This is a genomic window from Burkholderia sp. Ax-1720, from assembly GCF_011753035.1.
Lineage (GTDB): Bacteria > Pseudomonadota > Gammaproteobacteria > Burkholderiales > Burkholderiaceae > Burkholderia > Burkholderia gladioli.
Genome location: NZ_VWWK01000046.1, coordinates 24,715 through 42,174, shown reverse-complemented (window position 1 = coordinate 42,174; position 17,460 = coordinate 24,715). Strand labels below are relative to the sequence as shown.

The 17,460-nt window shown below is 69.6% G+C and carries 15 protein-coding genes; 5 read left to right on the top strand and 10 right to left on the bottom strand.

Going from position 1 to position 17,460, the window contains the following annotated elements; all coding sequences use genetic code 11:
* Positions 1 to 1,239 (top strand): hypothetical protein (locus F3J18_RS16100; protein WP_166913318.1); only part of this gene is annotated, 1,239 nt, incomplete at its 5' end.
* Positions 1,240 to 1,348: 109 nt separating this feature from the next.
* On the opposite strand, the gene F3J18_RS16095 is transcribed toward F3J18_RS16100, so the two are convergent.
* Together F3J18_RS16095 and shiA are read right to left on the bottom strand one after the other, a co-directional pair.
* Positions 1,349 to 2,119, bottom strand: a complete 771-nt coding sequence (locus F3J18_RS16095) for an IclR family transcriptional regulator C-terminal domain-containing protein (RefSeq protein WP_036056322.1) — start codon at positions 2,117 to 2,119, stop codon at positions 1,349 to 1,351.
* Positions 2,120 to 2,218: 99 nt separating this feature from the next.
* On the bottom strand, positions 2,219 to 3,523 hold the full coding sequence (gene shiA, locus F3J18_RS16090; RefSeq protein WP_025101234.1) for a shikimate transporter: 1,305 nt from the start codon (positions 3,521 to 3,523) through the stop codon (positions 2,219 to 2,221).
* Between the two features lie 400 nt (positions 3,524 to 3,923).
* Between shiA and F3J18_RS16085 the strand changes: the two genes are divergently transcribed.
* Positions 3,924 to 5,051, top strand: a complete 1,128-nt coding sequence (locus F3J18_RS16085) for a VOC family protein (protein WP_025101233.1) — start codon at positions 3,924 to 3,926, stop codon at positions 5,049 to 5,051.
* A gap of 102 nt (positions 5,052 to 5,153) precedes the next feature.
* Here the strand turns inward: F3J18_RS16085 and F3J18_RS16080 are convergent, their stop codons facing one another.
* Complete coding sequence (locus F3J18_RS16080) at positions 5,154 to 5,942, bottom strand: SDR family oxidoreductase (RefSeq protein WP_166913317.1); 789 nt, start codon at positions 5,940 to 5,942, stop codon at positions 5,154 to 5,156.
* 119 nt (positions 5,943 to 6,061) lie between these two features.
* Between F3J18_RS16080 and F3J18_RS16075 the strand changes: the two genes are divergently transcribed.
* Together F3J18_RS16075 and F3J18_RS16070 are read left to right on the top strand one after the other, a co-directional pair.
* Positions 6,062 to 6,652 (top strand): TetR/AcrR family transcriptional regulator, encoded by a 591-nt coding sequence (locus F3J18_RS16075; protein ID WP_025101231.1) that lies wholly within the window; start codon positions 6,062 to 6,064, stop codon positions 6,650 to 6,652.
* 114 nt (positions 6,653 to 6,766) lie between these two features.
* Positions 6,767 to 7,417, top strand: coding sequence for a DUF2239 family protein (locus F3J18_RS16070; RefSeq protein ID WP_166913316.1), 651 nt, complete (start codon positions 6,767 to 6,769; stop codon positions 7,415 to 7,417).
* A 45-nt stretch (positions 7,418 to 7,462) separates the two neighbouring features.
* Here F3J18_RS16070 and add read toward each other — a convergent pair whose 3' ends face one another.
* Both add and F3J18_RS16060 read right to left on the bottom strand, forming a co-directional pair.
* Complete coding sequence (add, locus tag F3J18_RS16065) at positions 7,463 to 8,563, bottom strand: adenosine deaminase (protein ID WP_166913315.1); 1,101 nt, start codon at positions 8,561 to 8,563, stop codon at positions 7,463 to 7,465.
* Positions 8,564 to 8,642: 79 nt separating this feature from the next.
* Entirely contained in the window at positions 8,643 to 9,992 is a 1,350-nt protein-coding gene (locus tag F3J18_RS16060; RefSeq protein WP_166913314.1) for an NCS2 family permease, read from the bottom strand.
* A 97-nt stretch (positions 9,993 to 10,089) separates the two neighbouring features.
* Between F3J18_RS16060 and F3J18_RS16055 the strand changes: the two genes are divergently transcribed.
* Complete coding sequence (locus F3J18_RS16055) at positions 10,090 to 11,001, top strand: LysR family transcriptional regulator (protein WP_025101227.1); 912 nt, start codon at positions 10,090 to 10,092, stop codon at positions 10,999 to 11,001.
* A 128-nt stretch (positions 11,002 to 11,129) separates the two neighbouring features.
* Here the strand turns inward: F3J18_RS16055 and F3J18_RS16050 are convergent, their stop codons facing one another.
* From F3J18_RS16050 to F3J18_RS16030, 5 genes are all read right to left on the bottom strand, one after another.
* Positions 11,130 to 12,164, bottom strand: coding sequence for a nucleoside hydrolase (locus tag F3J18_RS16050; RefSeq protein ID WP_166913313.1), 1,035 nt, complete (start codon positions 12,162 to 12,164; stop codon positions 11,130 to 11,132).
* A gap of 12 nt (positions 12,165 to 12,176) precedes the next feature.
* Positions 12,177 to 13,289 (bottom strand): porin, encoded by a 1,113-nt coding sequence (locus F3J18_RS16045; RefSeq protein WP_166913312.1) that lies wholly within the window; start codon positions 13,287 to 13,289, stop codon positions 12,177 to 12,179.
* 427 nt (positions 13,290 to 13,716) lie between these two features.
* Complete coding sequence (locus F3J18_RS16040) at positions 13,717 to 15,228, bottom strand: aldehyde dehydrogenase (RefSeq protein WP_166913311.1); 1,512 nt, start codon at positions 15,226 to 15,228, stop codon at positions 13,717 to 13,719.
* Positions 15,229 to 15,251: 23 nt separating this feature from the next.
* Entirely contained in the window at positions 15,252 to 16,655 is a 1,404-nt protein-coding gene (locus F3J18_RS16035) for an MFS transporter (RefSeq protein ID WP_025101223.1), read from the bottom strand.
* A gap of 70 nt (positions 16,656 to 16,725) precedes the next feature.
* On the bottom strand, positions 16,726 to 17,457 hold the full coding sequence (locus F3J18_RS16030; RefSeq protein ID WP_025101222.1) for an enoyl-CoA hydratase/isomerase family protein: 732 nt from the start codon (positions 17,455 to 17,457) through the stop codon (positions 16,726 to 16,728).
* Positions 17,458 to 17,460: the final 3 nt, after the last annotated feature.

The following is a 17,460-nucleotide window of genomic DNA, read 5'->3' as shown; positions in this document are numbered from 1 at the left end:
CCGGCCGGCATGCCGGCCGCGGGCAACGCCGCGCCGGCTGCCTCGGGAGCGCCGCTTGCCGGCGCCGCCGGCGGCTCGGCCAGTCCCGGCGGCTCGGGCAGCGCCGCCAGCTCGGGCGGCACCGGCAGCACCGGCAACAGCAGCGTGAACAGCACCAACTCCGAGCTCGAAAGCGCGATGGCGCAGACCCAGCAGAAGGATCCGACGCTCTACGCGAAGACCATGAAGGACGCCCAGAGCGGCAACGGCAACGAACTCGTCAAGGACGAGCTGCAGGCCTACAAGGAAGGCGCGATCAGCAAGGACCAGGCGATCAAGGAGGTGCAGGGCGCGCAGGGCCTGGCGAACCAGAACGGCGGCGGCAAGATCAACAAGGACGTGCGCAACCAGGCCGAGCAGGCGCTCGGCGGCAACTACATCGGCAAGGGCCAGACGCGCGTCGAGCACGCCATCGTCAAGGGGCTGGAGAGCTTCACGCCGCTGGGCGCGATCATCAAGGGCGCCAAGGACAAGACCGCCAAGGCCGGCCCCGAGAACATCATCCAGGCCGGCCAGGCGGTCACCCAGCAGGCCTCGCAGACGGCCATCCAGCACATGCAGGAAGCCGATCCCGAACTCGCCGCCAAATTCCAGCAGGATGCGCAGAAGGGCGACGGCAACGCGATGGTCGACGACATGGTGCAGTTGAAGGGCGAGGAGCAGGCCGGCCAGGTGCCGAACAGCTTCAGCGACCAGGACGCGCAGATGCTCGGCAGCCAGGTCGGCAACTACGGCAAGGGCAAGGTCAATGCGCAGGAAGAGCAGAAGTTCACCGACACGTTCGGCGCCGACACGCTCTATCGCGGCTCGACGCGCGGCGCGAAGCTGTTCGACAAGGTCGAGAACACGGTGGGCGGGATCATGGGCAAGGTGGTCGAGCCGGTGACCGATACCGTGGGCGGGGTCGACAAGCTGGTGCATGGCGACATCAAGGGCGCCTTCAAGGAGTTCGGCAACGCGCTGGGTGCCGCCGCCACCGACGCGGCCATGGTGGTGGCGCCGGAGGCGGCGCCCGAGCTGGAGATCGGCGCGATGGCGGCGGAGGGCGCCAGTGCCGCGGCCAGCGCCGATCGCGTGCTCGACCCGATCCTGGGCGGCGCGAAGGCGCTCGGCAAGGCGAACGACCATGTCAACGACGCGAACAACGCGCTCAACATGATCACCGGCAACAACAACGGCAATCACGACGGTCTGGCCTGAGGCGCGCCGGCGGGCGGCGCGCGAGGCGGGGGCGGCCTGCTCCGGCACGGCGCGCGGCGCCTGCCGCGGGCCTCGAACCACGCGAGCGCGGGGTGTTATCGCGCCGGCCTCACAGCACGTTGAGCATCGCCAGCGCGGTTTCCTGCAGCGAGGGCAGCACGCGTGCGAGGGCGGCCTCGGCCGTCTCGCCGCCGATCGGCATGTTGGTGCTGAGCGCGGCCACCACCTCGCCCTGGCGGTTGCGCAGCGGCACCGCCACGCCGCGCACGCCCACCTGCAACTGCTGCTCGATTACCGCGTAGCCGTCGTCGCGGGCCTGCTCGATCTTCTGCCGCAGCCGCGTCTTGTTGGTCAGCGTGTGCGGCGTGTAGGGCGGCAGCTCGGTGGTCGCGAGCCAGGCCGCCACCTCGTCCGGATCGTGCCGGTGCGCGAGCAGCACCACGCCGGCCGAGGCCAGCGGCGCCGGCACGCGCGCGCCGAGCACGAAGCCGGTGCTCATCACGCGCGACACGCCGTTGCGCGCGATCACCACCAGCTCCCAGTCGTCGAGCACGCTGACATAGGCCGATTCGTTGAGCGTCGCGCTCAGTTGCTGCAGGTAGGGCTGCACCATGCGCGGCAGCCGCGCCGAGTCGAAGTAGGACCAGCCCACCCGCAGCACCCGCGGCGTGAGGCCGTAGAGCCGCCCGTCGGTCTGCACGTAGCCGAGCGACTCGAGCGTGAGCAGGTAGCGTCGCGCGGCGGTGCGCGTGAGGCCGGTGCGCGCGGCCGCCTGGGTGGGCGTCATGCGCGCGTGCTCGCTGTCGAACGCCTCCAGGATCATCAGGCCTTTTTCCAGGCCGGCGATCCAGTCGCGTTTGTCGAGAGGGGCTTTCTTCATGGGCCGGGTCCGGGAGAGGCACGGCGGCCGGTGCGAGGCCGGGCCGCCGTGGCGGGCGCGCGCGTTTCAGGCGGCATGCAGGCTCGCTTCAGGCGTGCTTCAGGCCGGGCGCATGCGCGCCGCGACGATCACCGAGATCAGGCAGCCGGCGGCCAGGTAGCCGGCCACCAGGTGCCAGGAGCCGCCGCCGACGCTGACCAGCGCCACCGCGATGAAGGGCGTGAAGCCGCCGCCCACCACGCTGGCGAACTGGTAGCCGACGCCCGCGCCGCTGTAGCGGTACTCGGCGCCGAACAGCTCGGTGAAGAGCGGCTGCTGCACGCTCACCACCATGTCGTGCGCGATATTGGCCAGCATCACCGCGAAGATCACGATCCACACCGTGGCGCGCGCCTCGAGCGCGACGAAGAAGGGCACCGCCGAGGCCAGCCCGATCAGCGCGCCGGTGATGTAGACGCGACGCAGGCCGAAGCGGTCGGCCAGCCAGGCGAAGCAGGGGATCGTCACGCAGCTGATCGCGCCCACCAGCAGGCCGATGTTGAGGAACAGCTCGCGCGACATGCCGAGATTGGCGGTCGAGTAGCTGAGCGCGAAGGCGGTGACGATGTACATCGTGAACAGCTCGGCCAGGCGCAGCGCGACGATATAGAGGAAGGCCTTCGGGTGGCGCGTGAGGGCCTCGATCACCGGCATCTTCAGCTTGCGATGGCCCTGCTCGACCTTCTCGACGAATTCCTGCGACTCCTCCATGCTGGCGCGCACCCACAGCCCGATCAGCACCAGCACCACGCTCATCAGGAACGGGATGCGCCAGGCCCAGGCGCGGAACGCCTGCTCGCCGAGCGTGTGGTTGAGCAGCGAGACCAGGCCGGTGGCCAGCACCAGGCCCACGCCGTAGCCGACCTGCACGCCGCTGCTGTAGAAGGCCTTCTTCTTCGCCGGCGCGCTTTCCACCGCCATCAGCGCCGCGCCGCCCCATTCGCCGCCCACCGCGAAGCCCTGCAGCGCGCGCAGCACCACCAGCAGCACCGGCGCCCACCAGCCGATGGTCTCGAAGGTCGGCAGCAGGCCGATCGCCACGGTCGAGATGCCCATCATCATCACCGTCAGCACCAGCATGCGCTTGCGGCCGAGCCGGTCGCCGTAGTGGCCGAACACCACGCCGCCGAGCGGGCGGAACAGGAAGCCCACGCCGAAGGTCGCGAACGCGGCCAGCGTGCCCATGGTCGGGCTGACCTTGGGGAAGAAGGCCGCGTTGAACACCAGGGCGGCGACGATGCCGTAGAGCAGGAAGTCGTACCAGTCGACGACGGCGCCGACGAAACTGCCCAGCGCCGCCTTGCGCGCCTGGTTGCGGGCGCGGCGCGCGCCGGCCTGATCGAGTGAATCAAAAGCGGGGGTCATTGGCTGTCTCCTGTCGTCCCGGGGCCGGCCGCGGGCCTGGCCGGCTGCATCGCGTCGCGCCTGACTGTCGTCGCGACGAAAATGCTCGCAGCATAGGGGCGCGGCGTGCTCGCGACAATGCGTGGCGAACGCCGGCGCGCGATTATCGTTCAAATCCGTGCGATGATCGATCGTTTTCCGGGTTAGCACTAGGCGCGAGAGAGCGGGCCGCCGATGCTGCTGGATGCGCCCGATTGCCGAGCGACGCCGGTACATCGCAGACTGGCGGTTGCGCGAGGCGCGGCCCGATTGCCGCGAATGTTTGGGCAGTAATGAACTATCTGGTTAAAATCGCGGCTGCGACGGAACCAGCCGTCGCGCCACGCAGCCCCGCAACACTGTCTGTTCCTGGAGACCACGGATGTCCAGCCACTTTCCCGCGTCGACGGCCTCGGCGCGCCCCGTCCCGTCGGACGCGAACCCGCTCGGCATGGCGGGGCTCGAATTCATCGAGTTCGCGGCGAGCGCGCCCGACGCGCTCGCGCACTGCTTCGAGCAACTGGGTTTCAAGGCGATCGCGCGGCACGTCAGCAAGGCCGTCACGCTGTACCGGCAAGGACAGATGCACTTCCTGCTCAACGCCGAGCCCGATTCCTTCGCCTCGCGCTACGCCGGCGAATACGGCATGGGGATCTGCGCGATCGGGATCCGCGTCGACAGCGCGCAGCGCGCCTTCGACCGCGCGCTCGAGCTCGGCGCCTGGGCCTTCGAGGGCGAGCGGATCGGCCAGGGCGAGCTGGCGATCCCGGCGATCCAGGGCATCGGCGACTCGCACATCTATTTCGTCGATCGCTGGCGCGGCCGCGGCGGCCTGTCGGGCGGCGTCGGCGACATCTCGATCTTCGACATCGATTTCCGGCCGATCGACCCGGCCACCGCCCAGGCCGACCTGCAGTACGCCGGCACGGGGCTGGTCCAGGTCGATCACCTGACCCAGACGGTCGGCGCGGGGCGCATGCAGGAATGGCTCGATTTCTATCGCGACCTGCTGCATTTCCGCGAGATCCACGAGATCAACGCGAACTGGCATGTGTCGGAGGAATCGCGCGTGATGGTGTCGCCCGGCGGCGAGGTGCGCATTCCGCTCTACGAGGAAGGCACGCGGCGCACCCAACTGATGCACGACTACCTGCCCGATCATCCGGGCGAGGGCGTGCAGCACATCGCGCTGGCCACCGACGACATCCTCGCCTCGGTGGATGCGCTGGTCGCCAACGGCGTGAGCTTCGTCGAGCCGCCGGCCGCTTATTACGACTCGATCGATACGCGCCTGCCGGGCCACGGGCTCGACGTGGCGGCGCTGCGCAAGCGCGGCATCCTGGTCGACGGCGAGATCGTCGACGGCGTGCCCAGCCTGTTCCTACAAACCTTCGTCAAGCGCCGGCCCGGCGAGATCTTCTTCGAGATCGTCCAGCGCAGCGGCCATCATGGTTTCGGCGAGGGCAACCTCGGCGTGCTGGCCAGGGCCAGAAAGGCAACGGGCGCCTGAGGCGCCCGTCGACCGGGATTTCCGCTACCCGGATTTCCCGCTTCATGGCGGCGCGCGGTTCTCGCGCGCCGTTTCGTTCTTCTCGCCCGGTTTCCCTCGGCCTTACGCGACCTGCTTGTAGCGCGGCGCGGCGTGCACCTGCGAGATGTTCGGCAGGATCGCCTGGCGCGCGCCTTCGTAATTGCGCCACTGGCCATCGTCGTGCAGGGTCGGGATGGTCACCGCCTCGCGCAAGTCGTAGCCCGCCAGCGCCGCGTCCACCAGCTCGTCCACTTCCATCACCGCCTGCAGCGAGTTCACGTCGGTCCCGGCGTGATCCCAGATCTCGGTGCGCGTGGCCGCCGGCAGCACCGCCTGCACATACACGCCCTTCGGTTCGAGCTCGAGCCGCAAGCCATGCGACAGGTAGGTCAGGAAGGCCTTGGTCGCGCCATACACGGTCAGGCCCAGTTCCGGCGCGAAGCCGACCACCGAGCTGATGTTGACGATCGCGCCCTGGCCCTCGCGCGCGAAACGCGGCGCGACGGCCGCGGCCAGCCGCGCCGGGGCGGTGGTGTTCAGCGTGATCAGGGTTTCGACCGCGTCGGGCGTCTGCTGCACGAAGCCGCCCGGGATGGTGGTGCCGGCGTTGTTGACCAGCACGCCGATCCTGGCGTCGTCGGCCAGGCGCGCCTCGACGCGGCGCAGGTCCTCGGGCTTGGTCAGGTCGGCGTTGAGGATCTCGACGTTCACGCCGTATTCGGCGCGCAGGCGGTTCGCGACCTCGGTCAGGCGCGAGAGATTGCGCGCGACCAGCACCAGGTCGTGGCCGCGTTTCGCGAACCGGTCGGCATACACGGCGCCAATGCCGGTGGAGGCACCGGTGACGAGCACTGCGGGAAGCTTCGACATGCTGTTTCTCCAGGAAGGAAATGGGGGTAAGACCGGCATCGATTTATTCATGATGGCCGTCATGTTTTTAATCATGATGTCGATCATGTATCATGTCAAGCATTGGATGGGAGGTGCGTATGAGAGTGAGTCGGGAGCAGGTCGCCGAGAATCGGCGGCAGATCCTCGCGGCGGCCAGCCGGCTGTTCCGCGAGCGCGGTTTCGATGCGGTGACGGTGGCCGAGGTGATGAGCGCGGCCGGGCTGACGCACGGCGGTTTCTACGGCTACTTCAAGTCGAAGGAAGACCTGATCGCGCAGACCCTGGCCGAGGTGGTGAAGGGCAGCGAGGACCTGCGCGGGCTGAACGTGCTGGAGTACGCCGCTACCTACCTGACGCCCGACCACCGCGACCATCCGGCCGCCGGCTGCCCGCTGGCGGCGCTCGGCGCCGAGGCCTCGCGCCAGGCGCCCGAGGTGCGTGGCGCGCTGGGCGGCGGGCTCGGTCGGCAGGTAGCGCGCTTCGCGGCTAGTATCGAGAGCGCCGACGAAACGCTGGCACGACGCGCCGCGATCGGCAGTTGGGCGGCCATGGTGGGCGCGGTGATCCTGGCGCGCCTGTCCGACGATCCGGCGCTGTCCGACGAGATGCTGCGCGAGACGCGCGCCTGGATCGAGCAGAACGTGCCGCATGCCGGGCCGGTGCCCGAAGCGTCGCCGTCGGCTGTTTGAGATCTGGCAGGCAGGCCGTCATCCCTTGCGGATTGACGGCCTTATTTTTGTCCGGGTAATATTCTGCGCTAATCCGATCACCCTGCCTGGCAACCAGGCCTCGATGTAGACGCCATGTCCGATCCAGTCTTTCTTCCACGCTATACCGGCTTCGATGGCGTGACCCATCTCGTCTCCGGGGATCTCGCCACGGTAGCGGTGGCGATCCGGCACGCGACGCGGGCGCCGGCGCCGGGCCCGGTGCTGCTGTTCGACAACGCGACCGGCCGCTCGATCGACGTCGATCTGCGCGGCAGCGACGAGGAAATCCGCGCGCGTTTCGCCGCGGTGGACAAGCAGCTCGAAGGGAGCGCCGGGGTGGAGCCGCCGCCGGGACAGCCCGAGGCGGCTGACACCGGCGAGGCCGGCAACGCACCGCGTGGGCGCGGACGTCCGCGGCTCGGCGTGGTGGCGCGCGAGGTCACCTTGCTGCCGAGGCATTGGGACTGGCTGGCCGCCCAGCCGGGCGGCGCGTCGGTGGCCTTGCGCAAGCTGGTCGACGAGGCGCGGCGCGAACATGGCGAGCGCGATCGCCGGCGCCTCGCCAACGAGCGTGCCTACCACTTCATGTCGGCGCTGGCCGGCGATCTGCCCGGCTTCGAGGAAGCCTCGCGCGCGCTGTTCGCCAGCGACATGCCGGGCTTTCGCGATCGGATCGAGGCCTGGCCGCGCGACCTGCGCGAGCATCTGCTGCGCCTCGCCGAGCCCGAGGCGCAATGGCGCTGAATCCTCAGTAGCGCGGCGCGGCGGCGGCCGTCAGCGGCCTCGGCTTCAGGCCGTCGCCAGCGTGGCCGCGAGCCGGTCGAACTCCGGGCCCCAATCGGCGCGCCAGGCCTGCCGCGTCGCCTCGTCCACCCAGGCGCCGTCGATCCCATTAAGCATGAATTCGCGCAAGGCCTCGATGCCGAAGCCGAAATGGCTGTGCATCAGCTCCCAGGCCTCGCTCGGGTTGACCTTGTGCAAGGTCGGGTCGTCGGTATTCGGGTGGATCTTCAATCCGAGCCCGGGCATCCGGCGGATCGGGTGCTGCTCGGCCCACTGCTCGGGCGCCAGCGTGCGCAGGTAGTAGGAATTGGTGGGCACCACCGTGAACACCGTGCCGCGCGCCGCATGGCGCTCGGCCAGCGCCGGGTTGTCGACGATCGTGTAGCCGTGGTCGAGCCGGTCCACCCGCAGCAGCTCGAGCGCGGTCTCGACGTTGCGCCAGGGCATGCCGAACTCGCCGGCATGCGCCGTGGTCCGGAAGCCGGCTTCGCGCGCCTCGCGATAGGCCTTCCAGAACAGCTCGGGCGGCCGGTCGTTCTCGCGGTAGTCGATGCCGATCCCGGCCACTTCCTCGGCGCGGCAGGCCTTCATCCAGTCCACCATCTGCACCGCCTCGTCGGGATCGGCCTCGCGGTCGATGCTCGGGATCAGCCTGGCGCTGATGCGAAAATCGCGCGCGGCGTCGCGGATCGCGGTGACGATCGCGGCCTGCGCGTCGGCATAGGCGATGCCCGACACGCGCACCGTGCCGGTCGGATTCCAGAAGAACTCGCTGTGGCGCACGTTGTGCGCGGCCGCGTCCTCCAGGTATTCGTAGGCGAGGCGGCGCAGGTCGTCGGCTCGCGTGAGCAGGTGCTGGTCGAGCGCGCGCAGCACGCGCAGCACGCCCACCGGCTTCTCGCCGCGCGTGTAGAAGGCCTCGATCTCGGCGCGCTCGATCGGCGCGCGGGTGCGCTCGGCCAGCTCGATGAAGGTCTCGCGCCGCACCGCGCCCAGCAGGTGGCAGTGCAGCTCGACCTTGGGCAGGGCGCGGAAGAAGGCGCGATGGGCCGGCGTCAGGACGATGCCGGTGCGCGCGGCCGGCACGTTGCCGGGTGTCTCGTTCATGGGAATCTCGTTTCTCGTTATCGGTATTGCCTGGATCCTGCAGCAACAGCGGGTGATGAAGGTCGTGAACCCGCAGCTCTCAATGCGGCTTCACGACGGTCCAGAAGTAGTAGCCGAGCGGGACCGCCAGCAGCACCAGCCCCACCGGCACCTCGCGAAAACGCCCGGCCAGCAGCTTGACCAGCACGTAGCAGAGCAGCCCGCCGGCGATACCGGTGCCGAAGCTGTTGGCCATCAGCGTGAGCAGCACCATCGACAGCACCGGCAGCGCGTCGGTGAAGTCGTCGAAGCGGGTCTGGCGGATGGTGCCGAACATCGACAGGCCGATCAGGATCAGCGCCGGCGCGGTGGCCTCCTTGGTGACCATCAGCGCGACCGGCACGAACAGCAGCATCAGCGCGAACATCGCGGCGGCCGCCAGCGAGGACAGCCCGCTGCGCCCGCCGGCCTCGACCCCGGCCGCCGACTCGACCAGCGCCGTCAGCGCCGGAATGCCGAGCAGCGGACCCAGGGTGGCGGCGATCGAGTCGACCAGGAACGGGCGATTGATGTTGGGCAGGTTGGCGTGTTCGTCGAGCAGGTTCGCCTTGGCGCCCACCGCCAGGGTGGTGCCGAGCGTCGAGAAGAACTCGGCCGCGAAGAAGGCGAACAGGTAGGGCAGCGAAGCGAGCGTGAGCGCGCCGGGCAGGTCGAGCTGGAACGCCACCGGGGCGATCGAGTGCGGCCAGGAGAGCCAGGCCGCCGGCAGGTGGGTCACGCCGAGCGGCACGCCGGCCGCCGCCGCGATCAGGATCGCCCACAGGATCGCGCCGGGCACCTTGCGGCCCTGCAGGACCACCGCGGCGGCCAGGCCGATCAGGGCCACGCAGGTGCCGGGGCGCGTGAAATCGCCGAGCGCGAGGGTATTGGTCTTGGCGTTGACGATCACCATGCCCGCGTTGCGAAAGCCCAGCACGGCGATGAACAGGCCGATCGAGGCGCCCAGGCCGAGCTTGATCTGTGCCGGCACCAGCCGCATCACCAGGCTGCGCGCGCCGGCCAGGGTCAGCGCCAGGAACAGCAGCCCCGATACGCAGGCGATGCCGAGCCCGGTCTGCCAGGGCACGTGCTCCGCGCCGGCCAGGGTGACGCCGACGATCACCGAGCCGCCGATGCCGGGCCCGACCAGGAACGGCAGGTTCGCATACAGCCCCATCAGCACGCTGGCCAGCACGAACACGATGATGGTGGCGGTGGTGGCGGCGCCGCGATCCATGCCGCCGCTGGCCAGCAGCGAGGGGATCACCACCAGCAGGTAGGCCGCCGCCAGGAAGGAGGTGAGGCCCGCCAGCACCTCGGTGCGCACGCTGCTGCGGCGCTCGCGCAGCGCGAAGCGCCGTTCGAGCCAGTTGTCCGGCGCCGCTGCCCGCGGGCCCTTGCTTGCTGCCATGTTCGTCTTCATCCTGTCTGAATTATTTGGCGCCGCCCATCCCGCCTATACTGCGGCCCATCCCGTTCAACCGCCGGCCTGCCGCGCTTTCCCGACGATGCCGTCCAACCGTTCTCCGCTGCTGCCCGCGCTGACCCTGCGCCAGGTGCAGTACTTCGTGGTGCTCGCGCATGCGCGCAGCTTCACGCAGGCTGCGCAGTCGCTGTCGCTGACGCAGCCGGCGCTGACCGCCGCGATCCGGCAGATCGAGTTCCTGCTCGGCGGCCCGCTGTTCGCGCGTTCCTCGCAGGGGCTCACGCTGACGGCCGCCGGCGCGAGCATCCTGCCGCTGGCCGAGCGCCTGCTGAACCAGGCGCGCGGCAGCTTCGACGACATGGCGCGCACCTTCAGCGAGCGCACCAAGACCGTGCGCATCTCCTTCATTCCTTCCGTGGCGGGGCGCCTGCTGCCCGCGCTCAAGGCCTTGCGCTCGCGCCATCCCGAGCTGCGCTTCGCGCTGACCGACAGCCCGAACCCGGCGCTGACGGCCGCCGTGCGCGACGGCTCGGCCGATCTCGGCATCGGCGTGCACGAGCCCGAGGACAGCGACGAGACGCTGCGCTACGAGGACCTGTTCGAGGACGAACTGGTGGCCGTGCTGCGTCGCGACGATCCGCTGGCGCGCCGCAAGTCGGTGCCCTGGGCGCGGCTGGCCGATCGTGAGCTGGGCGGCTTCGTGCGCGGCAGCGTGATCGACGCGCTGGCCCGCACCGGCGGCGCGCAGAAGCTGCCGCTGGAGCTGGCCTACCGGATGGAATACACCGAGCCGCTCTATGCGCTCGCGCGCAACGGCCTGGCGGTCGCCATCCTGCCGAGCCTCTACACCCTGCACCTGCACGATCCCGAGCTGGTCGCGCTGCGCCTGGACAAGCCGCGCGTGACGCGCGCGATCTCGCTGATCTCCCTGCCCGGCGACGATCGCGGCCCGCACGTGCGGCTGTGCCGCGAGTGGCTGCGGCGCGGCTTGTAGCGCGTCGGCTGGTTCCTTGCGGCGGTCCACATGCCGAACCGTGCAGATCGCCGAAGCCAAGCCTGCGGCCGCCGCCGAGCGGCGCCAACGACCCGCGAGATGCTCCCCACGTTCCGCGCGACGCGCCCTCAGGGAAGCGTCGCGATCTTCTCGCGCAGCGTCGCGTAGAAGCGATCCGCATCGACCTCGGTGATCCAGGTCGCGTTCGGCTTGCGGCCGCTGTGCCCGCTCCAGTCCACCACCGTCTCGCCGAGTGTCCACTGGCCGGTGGTCTCCACCTCGACATTGACCAGCTTGCCCTTGAACAGCGAGGGATCGACCAGGTAGCCGGTCGCGCTCGGGTCGTACATCGGCGCCGACTCGACGCCGCGCCGCTTGTTCTGGTAGGCCACCTCGGCCGCCATGATGTCGGCCACGACCTTGCCGCAGCGGTTGCCGAGCGCGCGGAACGGCTCGATGCGCGCCGGCGTGATCGGCGCCTTGACCGCCACGTCGCGCGGCAGCACCACGATCGGCACGCCCGAGGCCAGCACGATGCGGGCCGCTTCCGGGTCGACATAGACATTGAACTCGGCGGCCGGCGTGATGTTGCCGCGCTCGAAGAAGGCGCCGCCCATCAGCACGATCTCGCGCAGCGCGTCGCGGATCTCGGGCGCCTCGGTCAGCGCGGTGGCGAGATTGGTCAGCGGGCCCAGCGCGCAGATCGTCACGCTCTGTTTCGGCGCCGCGCGCAGCGTCTCGACCAGGTACTGCACCGCGTGCTGCGGCGCGACCGGCGCCTGCGGCTCGGGCAGCTCGACGCCTTCCAGGCCGGTCTTGCCGTGCACGTTGGCGGCCGTGATCAGCTCGCGCATCAGCGGGCGCGGGCAGCCGGCGTAGACCGGCAGCGACCGGGTGCGTCCCGCCCAGTCGCGGATGATGCGCGCATTGCGTTCGGTCAGATCGAGCGGCACGTTGCCGGCCACCGCCGTCAGCGCGCGCACGTCGAGCCGGTCGCTGGCGCCGAGCGCGAACAGGATCGCGATGGCGTCGTCCTGGCCCGGATCGCAGTCGATGATCACGCTGCGCCGTTCGCCGGCGGCAAAGCCGGCGAGCGGCAGCAAGGTGCCGGCCGCGAGCGCGGTGCCGGTCTTGAGGAAGGAGCGCCTGCTGGTGTTGGACATGGTTTTCCGGAGTTAGAAGACGTGACGGATGCCGAGCGTGGCCACCATCTGGCGATTGGTGGTCGAGCGCGCGAAGGCGAAGATCTGCGCATGGGACGCGTCGCCCGCGGCCTGCTGCACGATCACCGTCAACGCGATGTCGGTGGCCTTCGACAGGAAGTAGTCGGCCTGCAGGTTGACCTGGTGCCACTTGGGCTTCTGGTTGATCACGTCGTAGGTGCCGCGCGTGAAGCCATAGGCCGCGCCCAGGAACAGCGCCGGCGTCATGGTGTAGACCACGTTCACGCCCATGTTCTGCAGATGCAGGTGCGAATTATCCAGGTAGTCGTAATGCACGTCGGTAAACAGCGCGGCGAACTGCGCATGGCCGATCGTGTAGAAGCCGCCGGTGCCGGCGATGCGCTGGCGCTTGGCGAAGACAGACGGGTTCGTCGCGCTCTTGTCGAAGATCAGGATCGGCGAGGCGTAGTCGTTCGAGATCGCGCCGTCCGGGTTGCTCGGGCTGAACGGGTTGTTGTACTGCGCGTAGACGGCGCTCCAGCGCAGCGGGCCATGCTCGTAGCCGAGCCCGAAGCTGTAGGCGTTGTTGTTGGCGAAGCCGGTGGCGTTGCTGAAGCCGTATTGCGCGGTGCCCTTCAGGCCGAACCATTCCGGGCTCACGTACTTCACCGAGTTCTGCACGCGGATGTCGTTGTAGCCGTTGTCGTTGTCGCCGATGTTCACGCCGTTGCTGGCGATGATGATCGGGCCGATGTAGTCGTGGATCGCATCGTACTGGCGGCCGAAGGTGAGGGTGCCGTAGCGCTTGTCCGCCAGGCCCACCAGCGCGGTGCGCCCGAACATGCGGCCGTTCTGCGAGGCGGTGCCGGTCATCACGTTGAAGCCGTTCTCGAGCTGGAAGATCGCGCTCAGCCCGCCGCCCAGATCCTCCTTGCCCTTCAGGCCCCAGCGCGGATTCTGGTTGGTGCCGGACAGGGCTTGCCAGGCGTTCTTGCCGCCCTGGTTGGTGGCGTAGCCGACGCCGGCCGAGATCAGGCCGTACAGCGTCACGCTGCTCTGCGCCGATGCCTGGATCGCGACCGCGCCGAGCACCGCGAGTGAGGCGAGTTTGAGAGAGGTCTTCATGCGTGTGGTGGGTGCGAGTCGTTCGAATGATTGGGATTGCTTGGGAACGGGCTCGACTATACGAAGCCGGGATGAATAAAAAAAGTTTGTGATTTTTATGAATCCATCAATTCGATTTATGGGGATGGCGGAGGATGCACGGTGCCGGGCATGGCGACGTCGTGCCGGCGCCGGACCGCGCGAGCGAGGCCCGGCGCGCGCTTGCGGGCGGCGCGGCGGTTCGCGGGGAGAGGGGGGAGCGGGCGCGCCGGCGGCTTGGCCGCTGCCGCGCGCCCGAGGATGGTGCGCGGCGCACGTGGATGGCGCAGCCAGACGCGTCGGGCCGGGGTGCCCGACTGTGGTTCGATGACAACGCCCGCCGACGGCGGGCATGCACGATCTTCGTCGATGCCGGAGCGAGGCAGCGGGCGCCGCCTCGCCATCGCGGTCAGTTCAGGCGCTTGAGTTCGCCGTCGTCGGCATACCAGTCGACGGTCTTGCCGCTGGTGTTGACGGTCACCGCGCGCGGCTCGCTGAACTGGTCGAAGGACTCGATGCCGGTCTCGCGGCCCACGCCGCTGTTCTTGAAGCCGCCCCAGGGCGAGGCCGGGTCGAGCCGGTGGTGATCGTTGATCCACACCATGCCGAATTCGAGCTTCGAGGCGACCCGGTGCGCCCGCGCGACGTCCTGCGTCCACACCGAGGCGGCGAGGCCGAACTGGGTGGCGTTGGCGATGCGCAGCGCGTCGGCCTCGTCGTCGAAGGGCATCACCACGGTCACCGGCCCGAACACTTCTTCCTGGCCGATTTCCGAATACGGGTCGACGTCGTACAGCACGGTCGGCTCGATGAAGAAGCCGGCGTCGAGCCCGGCCGGCGTGCCGCCGCCCGTCAGCAGCTTCGCGCCGGCCTGCTGCGCGCGCTCCAGCATCGCCAGGATGCGCTGGCGCGAGCGCTCGGAGATCACCGGCCCGAGCTGGGTCTTCAGCTCGGCCGGGTCGCCCACGCGAATGCCGGCCGCCTTGGCGCGGAAGCGCTCCAGGAAGGCCGCGTAGATCGACTTCTGCACCAGGATGCGCGCGCCGCACACGCAGGTCTGCCCGGCGCCGATGAAGGACGCGAAGGCCGCGCCGTTCACCGCGCGCTCCAGGTCGAAATCGTCGAACAGCATCACCGCGCCCTTGCCGCCCAGCTCGAGCGTGGTCAGCGCGAAGTTGCGCGCGGCCGCCTCGCCGATCGAGCGGCCCACCTCGGTGCCGCCGGTGAACACCACCTTGCGGATCAGCGAGTGATTGGCGAGCGCGGCGCCGGCCTCGCGGCCCTCGCCGTTCACCACGTTGACCACGCCCGGCGGCACGCCGGCTTCCTGCAGCAGGCGCACCAGCCGCACGGTGGTCAGCGGGGTCTGCTCGGAGGCCTTGATCACCACGCTGTTGCCGGTGGCCAGCGCGGGCGCCAGGCTCTTGGAGAGGATCATCAGCGGATGGTTGAAGGAGGTCATCAGCGCCACCGTGCCGAGCGGCACGCGCTGCGTGTAGCAGAGGTAGGGGCCCTCGATCGGGATCACGTCGCTGCGGCGCGTCAGCGCGAGCGCGGCGAAGTAGCGATAGAACTGCGGCAGCCGCGAGATCTGCGCGCGCGTCTCGGTGATCGGCCGGCCGTTGTTGAGCGTCTCCAGCTTGTAGAACTGCTCGAGATCGGCCTCGAACAGGTCGGCGAAGCGGTTCAGGATGCGCGCGCGCTGCTGGATCGGCAGGTCGCGCCAGGCGCCGCCCTCGAAGGCGCGATGCCCGGCCTGCACCGCGCGATCGACGTCGCGCGCGCTGGCCGCGGCCAGCACGCCGATCTCGGCGCCCGTGGCGGGATTGAGGATCGGCAGGGTGCGGCCGCCTTCGGCGGTGGTCCATTGGCCGTCGATGAGCAGCGGCGCGTCGAGCGAATTCGGGTTGGAGGTGTCCATGAGTGTCCTTGGGGCAAAACGATTCATTTCAGGGAGGCGGCGCGCGCCTCGACGTGCTGCGCGCCGGGCGCGTCGGGCATGTCCGGCGCGTCGGGCAGAAGGTCCTCGAGGCGTTCGCCGCTGGGCTCGACGCCGAGCCAGGCGACCACCACGATCTGGATCGCGAGCAGGCCGATCATCAGGGCCAGCACGCCGACGATGCCGTAGCGCGAGAACAGCGCCACCACGATGAAGGGCGTGACGATGGTGGCGCCGCGTCCGAGCGTGTTGCACAAGCCGGAGGCGCGCAGCCGCACCGCGGTGGGGAACAGCTCGGGCACGTAGACGGCGAACAGCAGGGCCACCAGCACGTAGATCGGGATGGTGAGCAGCAGGCCGATCACCGGCAGCAGCGTGGGGCTGGCGACGAAGGGGTAGATCGCGCCGAACAGGATGGCCGCCAGCGAGGCGCCGATGATGGTCGGCTTGCGGCCCCAGGCATCGGCCGTGAATGCGCCGATCGCGCTGCCGATCGGCGCGCCGACCGACATCACCAGCGCGAAGCCGAACGATTTCGCGATGCTCATGCCCTGGTGCACGAAGAAGGTCGGCAGCCAGGTCACGAAGCCGTAGAGCAGCGTGTTGATCACCACCAGGGTCACGCAGCCGACGATCATGCGCGGCAGCAGCGAGCCGGCGAACAGCGAGCGGAACGAGGCGGGCGAGGGCGCCGCGGCCCGCGCGGCGACCGGCATCGGCAGCGGCTGGCCGCCGCGCGAGGCGGCCACCTCGGTCTCGATGCGCGTCATGATCGCCTCGGCCTCCTCGTCGCGGCCGACCGACTCGAGCCAGCGCGGCGATTCCGGCAGCGACTTGCGCGCGTACCAGACGCCGAGCGCGCCCAGGCCGCCCACCACGAACATCGCGCGCCAGCCCAGCGAGGGGATCAGCAGCAGGCCGATCAGCCCCGCCACCGGCAGGCCGCTCACCACGAACACGGCCATCAGGCCCTGCAGGCGGCCGCGCCTGGCCGGCGGCACGAATTCGGCCAGCGTCGAATAGCCGACCACGTTCTCGGCGCCCAGCCCCAGCCCCATCACGAAGCGGCAGGCGATCAGCAGCGTCATGTTCGGCGCGAGCGCCGCGCCCAGCGAGGCGATCCCGAAGATCGCCAGGTTGGCCTGGTAGGTGAAGCGCCGCCCGAAGCGGTCGCCCAGGAAGCCGGTGACGAGCGAGCCGAGCATCATGCCGAGGAAGGTCAGCGAGACGAACAGCGCGTTCTGCGTCAGCGTCGAGAAACCGGATTGCAGCGTCGCGCCGAGCACGGTCGAGGCGACATAGATATCGAAACCATCGAAGAACATGCCGATGCCGATCAGCCACATGATGCGGCGATGAAACGGCGACATCGGCAAGCGGTCGAGCCTGGGGCCTGCATTGACGATCATGCTTGTCTCCATCCGGCGCGGTGCCAGCGGCCCGCGCCTGTTTCGTTGCGGCGAACCTCGCGCGGGCGGCTCAGCGGGCCTGCATCAGTCGCAGGCTGCTGACCGTCAGCATGTCGGTGGCGGCCCGGAAGTTCTCCTCGATGCTGCTCTCCAGCGCGCCGTGGAAGAATGCCTTGCACTGGCGCGCGCCGGTGTCGTCGAGCGCGCGCACGCGTTCGACCAGCCGCTCGGCTTCGGCGGCCAGCGCCTCGCGTTCGCACACGCGCGTGACCAGCCCGGCGCGCAGGGCTTCCTCGGGCGTGATCGCATCGCCGAACAGCAGCATCGGGAACAGTGCCTTGGGCAGCGCGTAGCGGCCCGCGTAGGCCATGATCGCGGCGGGCGGCAGGCCCTTGCGCATTTCGGGGAAGGCGAGCCTGGCGCCGGCAGCCACCAGGGTGAAGTCGCACAGCATCGCCAGGCCCAGGCCGAAACCCATCGCATCGCCCTGCACCTCGGCGATCGAGATCAGCGAGCTGGCCCGCAACAGGCGCTTCATCTCGATCAGCCGCGCCACTTCCCGGCGGATCGACACGGCATCGGTGCCGGCGCGTTCGCGGCCGAGGCAGAACGGCTCGCCGCTGGCGCGGATCCGCAGCACGCGCGCCACCGGCTCCAGCGCCTCGGCGCGCAGGGCCGCCGACATCGCCTCGAACATCGCCGCGGAAATCTCGTTGCCGTGCTCGGGGCGGTTCAGCGTGAAGCTCAGCACGTGCGCCTGCCGTTCGATCAGAACCGGCTCAGACAAAGGGTTTCGGTCCATCTC